The following is an 11,989-nucleotide window of genomic DNA, read 5'->3' as shown; positions in this document are numbered from 1 at the left end:
TAAGTAGGTAAGTAAGTAGGGGGCCATGGGGTCTCCTGCCCGCTGAACTACTGGGTTCTGGCTGACTTGACCTTCGGGTAAGCGGGGTGAGCACGGCAAGCCATCTGACTTGCTTCTGCCCTCCTCGGTAGGTGTGCGCCGTTCCTGCGCCCGATACCAGCCGGTTCGCATAGGTGGGGCATGAGTCCCACCTCCGCCCCGTCGATCGGTGTCGTCGAGCATCCACAGCTCGCGGCAGCGCTCGCCCACCTGGGTTTGACCGTCGTCGGCGGCGGTCCCTTCGCCGACGCCGCGGCCCAGATTCGGACGCTCCCCTACCCGGTTCCCGCCGTCGTCCTCGACGTGCAGCGCCCGGGCCTGCGCGGCTGGGTGCACGAGCAGGCGCAGCGCGCACCGCTGGTGGTCCTCAACGGCGCCGGGACCGTCCCTGCTGAGGTTGGCACCCACGTTCAGCTGCCCGCGACCGTCGCCACCGTCCTGCAAGCGCTCGGGTTCGGACCCGCGGTGGCGCACCTGACCGACGTCGTCACCGTCGACGGCGTCGCCCCGCCCGGCTTCGGCATAGGGGCTGACGTGACGGAAAGCGCCGCATATATGGGGCCGCTCCCGTCCGAGCACTCATCAACCCTGCACACCCCAGAGGAGACCCGCCTCACCATGAGCGAGTTCGACAACACCGATCAGGCGGGCTTCGCGTTCCCGGGCGCCGACCAGCTGCCGCAACCCATCCCGACGCAGCAGCACCAGGCGTACAACCAGTCGCCGGCGGTGCCGCAGTTCGCGCAGCAGCCGCAGGCGTACCCCCAGCAGGCGTACCCGCAGCAGGCGTACTCGCAGGGAGCTCCCGCCGCCCCGCAGCAGTACTACCAGCAGCCAGCCCAGCAGCAGGTTCCGGCCGCCCCGGCACCTGACCAGTCGATGTTCGGCTCGTTCGGCCAGGACGGGTTCCCTCAGGCGCCCGCACCGCAGCCGACCCCGCAGCAGCAGTTCGGGCAGGACCAGTTCGGGCAGCAGCAGCAGCAGCAGCAGCAGCAGCAGTTCGCGCAGCAGCAGTTCCCCGCCGCGCCCCAGCCTCAGCAGGCTCCGCAGCAGCCGGTCGCACCGCAGCAGCAGTTCGGGCAGGACCTGTTCGGGCAGCAGCCTGCGGCAGCGCCTGTGTTCCCCGCGTTCGAACCGCAGCCGACCGACATCACGGACCAGTCGGCGCAGCAGGGCATCGACCAGTTCTTCCAGCAGGCGCAGCAGGCGCCCGGCGCCGCGCAGTTCCCGCAGTTCCAGCAGGATCCGTTCCAGGCCACGGCAGCGCCGGTCTTCGAGCAGACCCCGCAGACCCCCGTGTTCGAGCAGCCTGCGCCGGCATTCGAGCAGACCCCGGCAGCGCCGGTCTTCGAGCAGGCCCCGCAGGCTCCCGTGTTCGAGCCGACTGCGCCAGCGTTCGAGCAGCAGTTCCCGTCGGCACCGCAGTTCGGCACTCCGGACCTCGGGCAGGCGTTCCCGCCGGCGCCGGGCGCGCCGGTAGCCCCCGTGTCGGAGCCGGTGCCGTCGACGGTGTTCCCGTCGGTGCCGTCCGTTTCGGAGTCATCGGAGGACGAGTTCCACCTGCCCGGATTCGGTTCCGGTGCGGCGTTCGGAGCGGCGGCGAGCACCGCTGCTGGGTTCCCTGAGATCCCAGACGTCCGGGACGACCAGCTGAAGGCGAACGTCATCGTCTCCTACGGCGGGAAGGGCGGCGTGGGGAAGACCACCTGCGCAGTCCTCATGGCGCAGCGAGCCGCTGCGGCTGGTCTCCGCGTCGTCATCGTGGACATGAACCGCGGTCAGGGGAACATTCGCTCCTACCTGCGGCTCGAGAACCCGAACCTGCCGACGGTGTACAACGCCGCCGTCACCGGGAAGGCGTCCAACGCGCTCATCAGCCCGAAGGTGCTGAAGGAGAACCGCGACCCGTCGCTGCCGTCGCTGGGGTTCGCCGTGGTGATGAGCCCGCCGCACACCCTCGCTGACCCACGCATCGTCACCGCCGGGGTCTACTCCAAGGTCATCCGGTTCCTGCAGACGCAGGCAGACCTGGTCATCCTCGACACCCAGATCGTTGAGGCGAAGGACACCTCGGGCCTCATCGACAACGTGATGGTGCCGCTGCTGCTGCACGGCGCGTGGGGGCTCGGTGTCGCGGACATGTCCCGCCCGGGCCGTGAGGACCTCATCAAGCGGACCCAGGGGTTCATCAACCAGGGCGTGAAGCGGGACCGTCTGCTGCTCATGGTCAACAAGGCGCAGACGTTCGGGAACCACGAACAGCAGGCCATTACCCAGGCGTTCTCCGGACTGTCGTCGTTCCTCGGCGCTGCCGGCGACGACCCGGACCTCGCCAACGCGATGAACTCCGGCTCGTTCAACGTCCAGGACAGCACCCTGCGTCCCATCCTCGACAAGGCCCTGTACCAGGCGACGGAGAACCCGGCGTTCCTGGACTCGCAAAGCAGCGGCTCGAAGCGCCGCGGCATCTTCGGACGACGCCGATGACCGCCGGGACCGCCAACGACCGGGACTGGCGCGAGCAGGCGGAATGCCGGTTCGACCCTGACATGTGGTTCGAGACGGCGTCGGAGGACGTCGCGAAGGAGATCTGCAACACCGTCTGCACCGTCCGGGAGCAGTGCCTCGCGTACGCCCTCGGCAACGGGGAGCAGTTCGGCGTGCACGGCGGTCACACCGCCGCGGAACTCGCCGAGCTCCCCGGCTTCGCTCGAGCGGCGTCAACGCAGGCGTTCGCCCCGGAACCCGACGCTTCCCGCTTCGCCCGGTACGCCCGCATAGACCGACGGGCGGCGCGCACCAGCGCCGACCCGCTGGCCGAACTCGCCCACCCTGCCGACCGGAAGCACCACTCGCAGTGATGAACGAAGAACCTCACCTCCCCCGCCTCGCGCAGCTGTGCGACAACCTCGGCAGCATCATCGCGGGCCGCCACGCCGAAGCGCTCATCAAGAGCGCCGAGAACATCCCGTTCGTGCCTGGCGTCATCGCTGTGCTCCCGTCCTGGGTGTGGGTGCTCCCGCAAATCGACGTCGGCCGGAAGGGCGTCGTCGACGGGGTGAAGCAGACGATGCCGTCGCGGCTGTCGTACCCGGACGGCCCCGTTCTCCTGATGGCGGAGGACGCCACCGTGCCGTGGACGCTGACCGGGCTCGGGAACCACAGCGACGGGACCGCGAAGGTGCCGTTCACCCCACTGCGGGTCACCACCGCAGCGAACCTCAACGACACGTTGCAGGTGCCGGTCGTCGTGCGGTCCTCGCTGAGCGCTGCGCAGCGTGACCGGGAGCTGCGACGCATCGTCCGCACCGGGGAGACCGCCCGTTGGGAGCTGATGAGCGGATTCGAGTACTTCACGAAGCAGCGCCTGCACGCAGCGAACAACATCGTCGCCGCGGAAATCGCCCAGCACAAGGGCATCCCCCTCGCCGGCGTCGTCGATGAGATCACGCTCGAGGACCTCGCATCCACGATGCTGTTCGGGCAGAACGGCACCTCCGTCATCCAGCGGATGATCGACACCGCGCTCGACCCGCACCGTTTCGACCGTGTCGACCCGATGCATTTTTTCACCGTCGGTATCCGTGCCCGCGCCGAGGAAGCGGTCCGGCGTCAGATCGGCGACCCGAAGGTCGGCCCGAAGGTGCGGCGGGTGTTCGCGAAGTCGCAGGTGTCCACCCTCGACGAGCTCCTCACCGAGTACAAGCTCCTGTACCCGAACGACTCCCTCGCGAAGAAGCGTGCCCTCGCAGCCCTGACCGCAGGGCCCGACATCGCCACCACGCAGCGGCTGTACCGCGACGAGATCACCGCAGCTCCAGACGCGGGCGGGGACGAATGAACGTCCGCCCGCCGCTGGCTGACGCGAACAGTGCCCGCGCCGCCGCCCGGCACCTCCGCGCCACCGCACTGATGCACGTCGCCACCGGCCGGGCGAGCGTCCACGACGTCATCCGCCTCGCCTGCAAGCCCAACGGGAAGCCGCTGCTGCGCATCACCCTCAAGCAGCTGCTGCTCGCCCAGCCCGGCGTCGGCGACGAAACGGTCGCCCGCATCACCCGGCATGTGCTGCATCTCACCGGCTCCGACGTCGCTCCACGGAAGTTCACCATCGCCTGGCTGCTCGACGCCCGCGCCGGCGGCCGCCGGTTCATGGCGTTCTGCGACGCCCTCGGGAACAACTCCGCCACCCCATGGCCCGGCTTCCCGTTCACACCTCGACCAGCCCGCATCTCAGGGGGAACCCGTTGACCGCCGACAGCAAGCGGTACTCCGCAGAACTCGCCGTCATGATCGACGAGCTGCGAACCGCTCCCAACCAGACCGCGCGACGCCGCGTCGAGGACAAGGTCCTCCGGTACATGCTTCCCCACTTCCAGCAGTGGGCTCGCACCCTCGGACGTCACTCCGGCGACGTGTACGGCAGCCACCGCGACGACGTCATCAGCGTCATCGCGGAACGCACCCTCGAGGTGCTCCGCGAAGCGGTGCTTCCCGGCAAGCACGACAAGGTCGAAGCCTGGTACTCGTACCTGAACGGCATCAGCCGGTACGCGGCGCTGGCGTACTTCAACAGCTCCGAAGTGACCGCGGCAAGCGGCATGGTCGCGTTGCAGCGGAAGCAGCGCCACATCGCCCGCGTCCGGGAGGACCTTCGGAAGAAGCTCGGCCGGGAGCCGGAGCGAACCGAGATCGTTGACGCCGCGAACGAGCAGATGCGTGCCCGCCGCTCCAACCCGGAGAAGCAGGGCGTCCTCGTCGAACTGACCGACCTTGACGGGGTGCTCCCCGTGGCCGACATCGCCGACCACGACCGCGCCGTCGAAGAGGACGACTACGTCATCTCCCCTATCGAAGGTCGCGAGCTCGTCGAACTCGCCATCGAAACCTGCTTCGAGCATTCCAGCGAACTGGGCAAGACCGCCGAGGTGTGGCTCGGCGACCTGTACAGCGAACCGCCGGCGATGGGCACCGTCACCGAGATCGCCCGCACCCTCCACATCCGTCAGGACAAAGCATCCGACCTCCTCGGAACCGCTCGCACCATCACCCGCACCGTCCTGCAGGAGCGGTTCAACATCGCTCTGCCCATCTGAGAAGAAAGCCGCACCGCCATGTCCGCTGCCTCCGTCCGCCGTCGTCTCACCTTCGGCGTTGCGGCCGTCGCAGCGTTCCTGTCCCTGGCCGGCTGCGCGCTCACCAGCGGTACCGCGAACGCAGCCCCGGCACCTACCCCAGCGTTGACTGAGGGGATGGAGCACACCGCGACCGCTGCGCAGGTGTTCGGCAACGGCATCTACAACGACCCGAACTCGGAAGCGGCACGCGCGGCCGCCGCCCTCACCGCCAGCCATGACGCTGCCCGCGCCGCGGCCGCCCGCACCCTGGCCGCCTATCCGACCGCCACCTGGCTCGGTGACTGGTTCACGCCGGCGCAGGCAGCGCAGAAGGTGGACACCATCACCGCCGCGGCGAAGAAGCTCGGGCAGACCGCCGTGTTCGTCACCTACGCCATCCCGGAACGGGACTGCGGAAACCTGTCCGCCGGCGGCCTCACCCCCAGCGCGTACCAGACCTGGAACGGCGTCATCGCCAGCCACCTCCGCGGGACCCGCTCCGTCGTCCTCATCGAACCGGACTCCCTGTCGCTGCTGACCTCCTGCCCGGCTGCCGCCGACGCCCGGTACCCGCTCCTCAAGGAAGCCGTGCACCAGTTCGCGGACGCTGGCGTCGCCGCGTACCTCGACGGCGGGAACTGCAACTGGAACTCCGCTGACCTGCAAGCGCACCGGCTTCGCTCCGCCTGGATCGCTGGGGCACGAGGCTTCTACACGAACGTGTCGAACTTCTACCCCACGGCGAACGAACGCGCGTACGCGGAGAAGGTGTCCGCGCTCACCGGCGGCGCCCACTACATCATCGACACATCCCGGAACGGGCAGGGCTGGAAGGGCACCTGGTGCAACCCGGTCGGCGCCGGCCTCGGACTGCCGCCGAAGGTCATCACCGGCGACCCGCACCTCGACGCGCTGCTGTGGGTGAAAACGCCAGGTGAATCCGACGGCGCCTGCAACGGCGCTCCCGTCGCAGGCGCATGGTGGCCGGCGTACGCGGAAGCCCTCATCACCCACCGGGCGAAGTAGGTCTCACTGCATCGGCGGGTACGTCTGCAGCACGGGGATGTTGACGATGCCGGTGGTGGCCGGGGTGAACACCTCCATCTCCATGGCGTTGGATCCGGGCTGCTGGGTGTAGCCGACGCAGACGGTGTTGGTGTCGCTGTTGTCCCAGCTGCCGCAGTCACCGTCGCCTTGGTAGCCCCAGTCTTCGATGGTGTGGTTGCCGTAGACGGACGAGGTGAAGTACGCGCGTTGCGGTGCGACGCTCGTGCTGTCGCCAGCGCCCTTGGTGCAGATTGTCAGCGTGGCGTCAGCAGCCCGATACGCCTCGGAGAGTGTCTCCGTCGGCTTCCGGCACTGCTGCCACTGCGGCAGCGGCGGGGTGAGTGTCACGTCGTAGCCGGCGATGCTCTCCACAATTTCGACGGGCGCGTTGAGGACGAGTGTCACCGCGTCGACCACCGTGCTGAACAGCGTGGTGAGGGTGCTCGCTCCTTGCGCGATGAGGTTGCTGACCTTCAGCGACGGGACGACGCACTCCGCTGCCGCTTCCAGCCCGGTCGCGACGGCTTTCATCCCATCGGCGATGTTGTCGAGCTTCGAGCCCAGCAGCAGCTTCCCTTCTGGCACTGCGCATTCTGCGTTCGCGGCAACGTACCGGTAGAACGCGACCGCGGCGTTCGGCGCCTTCGACGGCAGCTCCTTCGCGACGCCGAGAGGCTTGTGCGTCACGAGGAGGACGACCATCTGCGCGGCGAGGACGAGCCCTTGCACGAAGAACCCCAACTCGCTGGGTTCGACGTGGATGGTCTGCGCGGTGGTTCCCGTCAGCACGAACGATTCGGTTTCCCCCGCGTTGACGACGTAGACGGTGTCGCCGGGGTGACGTGCTGGTGCGCCGCCGGTGAACCGTTTGATGGCGGCAACCCACTCCGGGTCTGGGTTCTCGAGGGTGAGTCCGGGTGTGGAGTCCATGACGACTGGGAAGTTCCGCGGGTTGGTGACTTTCACCTCGGTCTGCCCGGCGGCGTTCAGTCCGACGCACCAGTAGACGCTGTTCCCGGAGCCACTGGTCACCGTGAGGCCGCCCGCTCGGGCCTTGTCCTCGCTGGCACAGGTCGGCGGCCCAGCCGCCTGCGTCTTCGCAAGAACGGTCTGGATGACCTGCTTGATGCCGTTGATGACGTCGGAGGCCCAGGACACCAGCCAGAAGGAGAAGTGGGTGGTGCTGACGACGGCGCCGGCGCTGGTGACCTTGATGTTCGACACGGGAGTGAGCGCACCGGTCCGCGCTTCCGAATAAGCGATGAACGGCTTCGCACTGTCCTTCGTCCTGGCGTGCGGGAACGTCAGCGTCATGGGACCGGTCAGGGTCGCACCGGTGAGCCGAATGGAGAACACGGCGACTCCACTGTCGGTCAGCGCCGGAACCACCGCGAGATGACCGCTGCCCTTCACCGATCCTTTCGGGATGTCCACCGTCACCGTCGGTGCCACCAGGTTCGCCGCAGCGCTCGCGGTGACGGCCATCGTCGAACCGTGGACGGTGCTCGTGCCAGGCGGGAGCGCCGTGCAGCCAGCGGCGACAGCAGCGACAGCAAGAGCGATGACGACAGCGATGATGCGTCGGACGTTCATGAGCTTCCGTTCGGGTCGGGCCTCACGCGTGCCCCGAATCCTGCCATACGCGACCGCTGCTCAGGAAGCGGTTCCGTGCGGAGCTGGGCGGTGCGACAGGGCCCGGTTCCGCCGCATAGAACCCTCTGACCGCCACCGGCGCCGCATGCCGCACAACCGCCCCGAAAGGCACGACGTGTCCAACACCCCCGAGCACGACAAGATCGACGAGCTCCGGAGCTCCAACCCGCTCGCCACGAACCTCGCGCATCTGCTCCTGCACGGCCGTGGATGGGTGCTGGAGAACAAGCTCAGCGACCCGCCGGTCCGCATTCCCGTGTCCCGGCTTGCAGCGGCGCTGCTCGGCGTCGATGCTGACGCGTACCGGACGGAGGTGGATGCCCGGTTCGGGATCCCCGCCGTTCCGCAGCACATCGCCGAGGTGGTCCTCGACTGGTCGCAGGAGTCAGCGGTCCTCGAGCAGATCCGGGCTCTCGATGAGGAGGTGACGGCACGGGCGAAGGCGCTGGTGTCTGCCGCCGCCGCGGAGTCCCCCATCGCTGCGGCGGTCGCCGTGGAGCATCCGTCTCTCCTCGAGGAGGGGACGGTGCTGGCCGCCCCGGGCCCGGAGGTCGACGAACCGCTTCGCGGGACGCTGCTTGGCGCTGCCGTGGAGCTTGGCCTCATCGACGCGGGTGACGCGTACACGCATCCGGCGTTCGGTACGCCGCTGCCCGCTTCGGCGCTGTTCGGCGACGCGAACCTGGACGTGCTGCGGAAGTCCGCCCCGGAGCAGCCCGAAGCGCCGCAGCCGTCGGCGTTCGCTGACGCCGAACCGTTCCCGTCGTCGTTCCCGGGCCAGACTCCGTTCGACAGACAGGACCCGTTCACCGGCTCGGCTCCCGTCGACGTTCCGCAGTTCCCGGATGAGCACGGTCCGGCGTTCCCCGTCAGCCTCGACCCGGTCGCTCCCGCCCCGATCCCGGACTTCCCCGTGGTGGCGGAGCCGTTCCACGTCGACGCGCCGCTGGTTCAGCCGTCCGAGGCCGCTCCGTGGGATGGTGCGCAGTTCGGGTTCTCCGCCACGGACTTCGAAGGGCTCGGTGTCACCCCGCCGGACGAGACCTTCCAGTTCGGTTCGTACGACCTCGGGGGTCAGAGCTCCGGCGAGGACTACAACGCACCGCTCATCGAGCTGAACTACGACGTGAACGCTCCGGTCGAAGGGCTTGCCGAGGCAGAGTCCGACGAGGTGCTGCAGGCCCGTGCGGAGGAAGCGCTCGCGTACCTGACGGAACCCGCTCCCGCAGCCCCTGTCGACGTGCCGGCCCCCACCACGGAGGAGACCTCTCCGGCGCCGGAACCCGACGCGGAGCCCACGTGGACGTTCCCGGAGGCATCCCCCGCCCCAGCGGCAGTGTCCGACGCGGAGCAGGCGTGGACGTTCCCAGCGGCGACACCTTCTTCGGCGACGGTTCCGTCCGCTATCGACGGGTCGCCGCTGCCGCTTCCCGTTCCCCCGGCCGCTCCCATTCCCGCGTTCGATGACGTCATCGCACCCGCGGAACAGCAGCCGGAAACGTTCCAGCATTTCGACCTGCTGAACGTCCCCGACGAGGCGTACAAGGGTCCCGCCGAAGCCTAACTTCCCGCGCGACACGCCGTAATGTTTGGCGAAGTCGGACGTCGACGCTACATTGTCGACCGTTCGCATTCCTGCGGTCCACCCGCTCTGTCCGAAAGGCATCTCATGTCAGCGCTCTTGATCCAGCGACACGACTCCGGTCGTGTGCTGCGCGCTGCCATGACGCCGAACGGCAACGAATGGCAGAACTGCTCGACCCCCGATTACCAGGCGAAGTTCCAGGTGAACGGCATGTAAGCCCAGACGGCCCGCACTCTTCCACGAGGCGGGGACCTCCAGGACCGAAGCCGACACGCTTCACGGAACTGGAAGTCCCCGCCTCGTTTGTTGTTTCCAGCAGCAACGCGAAGATCACGACATAGGGGTGTAGCTCAACTGGAAGAGCAGCGGCCTCCAAAACCGCGAGTTGCAGGTTCGAGTCCTGTCACCCCTGCCTATCGCCACCAGATGGCGACGCATTTTGAGAACTCCACAGCGCAAGACAACAACAGGGGCCGGCCCTTACCGACCGGCCCCTGGAACGTCGGACTTCACCAGGTCCGGCGTGTGTCACTGTGCGAGGTACGAAGCCGCCAGGGAACCTGCCTCCCGCCGTCTCCAACCTCCGCGCATAGAGGTAGAGCCGGCAACGGAAACGAGCACCACGCTCACCGCCGCCACGGGCACAGCACCCCTCGCGGGTCTTCGGAACTCCACAGTGCAAGACACAACACACGGCTTCGAGCCGTGACCTCACCGACGGCACGACCGGCGACCGGGACGCACATCATCGCAACCCCCGCCACCCCTGCCATCACCTCGAGGCCACGGCTCGAAGCCACCAACACCGGCGTCCACCAGGGCGTCGGTCCTGGGTGGTTCGCCTAGAGGCCGATGGCACCTGGCTGTAAACCAGGCGGGGTTCGCCCCCTCGGGAGTTCGAATCTCTCACCACCCACCAGCCGTCGCGTCCGCGGCGGTCTCGGCCCTGTAGCTCAGCTGGTGAGAGCGCCGCCCCGTCAAGGCGGAGGTCGCCGGTTCAAGTCCGGTCAGGGTCGCTGCACTCCCCCACGTGCTCACCGTGAGCGCATCCCCCAGCGGGTCCAGACGCGGTGTGGGGCTGAGGAAGATCAACGGTGAGTGTTGGAGGGCCCAGCCGATTGGTCGGCGGCACCCGATTCGAAATCGGACTGCGGGGTTCCACCTCCGCGTGTGGGTTCGACTCCCACGCCCTCCGCACGGGGACGCGCTAGTTGGGGCGTTCACACCGGGCACGGCATCCGGGTCCCGAAAGCCGTGCGCCGCCGAGGCAGGAACTCGGCGGCCAGACTTGGGTGGTTGGCAGAGCGGCCGAATGCGACGGTCTTGAAAACCGCATCCCGTGCGAACGGGACGGGGGTTCAAATCCCTCACCACCCGCCACTTCGACGGCCCGACCAGCCGTCGCACACACTTGACGTTCCGAAGCCGAGAGGAGCACGAGCCGACGCGTGGCGTTGGCGACCAGTTCGCTGTGCACGGCGCTGGCATTCCCAGGTTCGAATCCTGGTCGGAACGTTCAAGCTCACACGCCACGGCGTGTTCGCGGTAATAGCTCAGCTGGTAGAGCGCCACTCTTCCAAAGTGGATGTCGCGGGTTCGAGCCCCGCTTACCGCTCAAACGGGACCGTACATCCCGTCAGACAGGACCGTGTGGTCAGCGTGCACTCGAAAGCACGGCGGTTGGCTACCCGCCCGAACACCGCACACGGACCTGTCGACCTTCGCCTCTATAGCTCAGTTGGTAGAGCAGCCGGCTCTTACCCGGCGAGTCCTTGGTTCAAGTCCAAGTGGGGGCACGCACCTTGGTCGGGTAACTCAGCGGAAGAGTGCCGTCCTGATAAGACGGAAGTCGGAGGTTCAACTCCTCCCCTGACCACTCACGGGACGCCTCGGTAAAAGGCGGATCGCAGCGCCGGTACACCCCGTACAGTCCGGCCGCAGCAGCGCACGACCTGTTACCGCAGGTCGCTGTCAACCATGTGCATCACGACCAACCCAGCGTCCGCGACGTGGGGTGGGAGACCCTGCACTACCTTCCCGTCCCGATGCGCTGGGGCGGAGTATTCCCCTGTAGCTCAATTGGCAGAGCGCCGAGCTGTTAACTCGGAGGTTTTGGAGGTTCGAGCCCTCCCGGGGGAGCCGAGATTGCGATCAGGATGGCGCCGACGGGTTGCCTTCTGACGCCGCGGAGTTCTAGGCCCGCGGCGCAGTTACACCCACGTACAGGGTGGCCCGGTCGGGAAGGCCGGGTGCCGGGCAACCGGTACGGCTTCGCAGTCGCCTACTTGGAGTGGCAGGCTCCACACGCCCTCGGACGTGAAACTCCTGCAAGCGCTCGCACTGGAGCCGGGTTGATAGGTCCCGGCAAGCCGAATGCCCGCGGCTGCGCGAAACGGGCTCTGCCAGGATCGGTAAACGGTACACCTGGTCCTTCTGCTCCGTGATGCAGGCGCTAGCCCTGGTTCATCATCACAGAGACAGTCGGAGCGCTACGACGTGCCGGCGCGGGTCGCTCCCGCGACGACGACGTAGTTGGTGGTTCAAGTCC

General features: G+C 67.9%; 9 protein-coding genes and 9 tRNA genes. 17 read left to right on the top strand and 1 reads right to left on the bottom strand.

Features of this window, described 5'->3' with window-relative positions:
* Positions 1-180: 180 nt before the first annotated feature.
* Genes DEI94_RS18980 through DEI94_RS18955 form a run of 6 tightly spaced genes read left to right on the top strand, consistent with a single transcriptional unit; the run spans position 181 to position 6,182 of the window.
* Positions 181-2,526, top strand: a complete 2,346-nt coding sequence (locus DEI94_RS18980; RefSeq protein ID WP_111025110.1) for an AAA family ATPase — start codon at positions 181-183, stop codon at positions 2,524-2,526.
* A complete protein-coding gene (locus DEI94_RS18975; RefSeq protein WP_220038750.1) occupies positions 2,523-2,900 on the top strand; it encodes a WhiB family transcriptional regulator in 378 nt (125 codons plus the stop codon). The genes DEI94_RS18980 and DEI94_RS18975 overlap by 4 nt, the downstream gene beginning before the upstream one ends.
* Positions 2,900-3,880: a hypothetical protein gene (locus DEI94_RS18970; protein ID WP_220038749.1), complete on the top strand. Its 981-nt coding sequence runs from the start codon at positions 2,900-2,902 to the stop codon at positions 3,878-3,880. The genes DEI94_RS18975 and DEI94_RS18970 overlap by 1 nt, the downstream gene beginning before the upstream one ends.
* A complete protein-coding gene (locus DEI94_RS18965) occupies positions 3,877-4,290 on the top strand; it encodes a hypothetical protein (RefSeq protein ID WP_111025109.1) in 414 nt (137 codons plus the stop codon). Before DEI94_RS18970 ends, DEI94_RS18965 begins: the two co-directional genes overlap by 4 nt.
* On the top strand, positions 4,287-5,135 hold the full coding sequence (locus DEI94_RS18960) for a hypothetical protein (RefSeq protein WP_111025108.1): 849 nt from the start codon (positions 4,287-4,289) through the stop codon (positions 5,133-5,135). The genes DEI94_RS18965 and DEI94_RS18960 overlap by 4 nt, the downstream gene beginning before the upstream one ends.
* Before the next feature lie 18 nt (positions 5,136-5,153).
* A complete protein-coding gene (locus tag DEI94_RS18955) occupies positions 5,154-6,182 on the top strand; it encodes a glycoside hydrolase family 6 protein (RefSeq protein ID WP_111025107.1) in 1,029 nt (342 codons plus the stop codon).
* Between the two features lie 3 nt (positions 6,183-6,185).
* On the opposite strand, the gene DEI94_RS18950 is transcribed toward DEI94_RS18955, so the two are convergent.
* On the bottom strand, positions 6,186-7,688 hold the full coding sequence (locus DEI94_RS18950; RefSeq protein ID WP_284183758.1) for a hypothetical protein: 1,503 nt from the start codon (positions 7,686-7,688) through the stop codon (positions 6,186-6,188).
* Here DEI94_RS18950 and DEI94_RS18945 point away from each other — a divergent pair.
* The 11 genes from DEI94_RS18945 (at position 7,630) to DEI94_RS18895 (ending at position 11,580) form a co-directional block, all read left to right on the top strand.
* Complete coding sequence (locus tag DEI94_RS18945) at positions 7,630-9,420, top strand: hypothetical protein (protein ID WP_284183757.1); 1,791 nt, start codon at positions 7,630-7,632, stop codon at positions 9,418-9,420. The genes DEI94_RS18950 and DEI94_RS18945 overlap by 59 nt on opposite strands.
* 105 nt (positions 9,421-9,525) lie before the next feature.
* Positions 9,526-9,657 (top strand): hypothetical protein, encoded by a 132-nt coding sequence (locus DEI94_RS18940; RefSeq protein ID WP_258377915.1) that lies wholly within the window; start codon positions 9,526-9,528, stop codon positions 9,655-9,657.
* A gap of 123 nt (positions 9,658-9,780) precedes the next feature.
* Positions 9,781-9,853: transfer RNA gene (locus tag DEI94_RS18935), tRNA-Trp, on the top strand.
* Positions 9,854-10,272: 419 nt separating this feature from the next.
* Positions 10,273-10,360, top strand: a tRNA-Tyr gene (locus DEI94_RS18930).
* A 23-nt stretch (positions 10,361-10,383) separates the two neighbouring features.
* Positions 10,384-10,457: transfer RNA gene (locus tag DEI94_RS18925), tRNA-Asp, on the top strand.
* Between the two features lie 87 nt (positions 10,458-10,544).
* A tRNA-Ser gene (locus DEI94_RS18920) sits at positions 10,545-10,636 on the top strand.
* 95 nt (positions 10,637-10,731) lie between these two features.
* Positions 10,732-10,821 (top strand) — tRNA-Ser (locus DEI94_RS18915).
* 162 nt (positions 10,822-10,983) lie between these two features.
* Positions 10,984-11,056: transfer RNA gene (locus DEI94_RS18910), tRNA-Gly, on the top strand.
* Positions 11,057-11,164: 108 nt separating this feature from the next.
* Positions 11,165-11,237: transfer RNA gene (locus DEI94_RS18905), tRNA-Lys, on the top strand.
* Positions 11,238-11,245: 8 nt separating this feature from the next.
* Positions 11,246-11,317 (top strand) — tRNA-Ile (locus tag DEI94_RS18900).
* Positions 11,318-11,505: 188 nt separating this feature from the next.
* Positions 11,506-11,580 (top strand) — tRNA-Asn (locus DEI94_RS18895).
* The last annotated feature ends 409 nt before the right edge of the window (positions 11,581-11,989 follow it).

It is taken from the genome of Curtobacterium sp. MCBD17_040 (genome assembly GCF_003234805.2).
Classification (GTDB): Bacteria; Actinomycetota; Actinomycetes; order Actinomycetales; family Microbacteriaceae; genus Curtobacterium.
The sequence above is the reverse complement of the archived record's forward strand: the minus strand, read 5'-3'. Positions and strand labels throughout refer to the sequence as shown.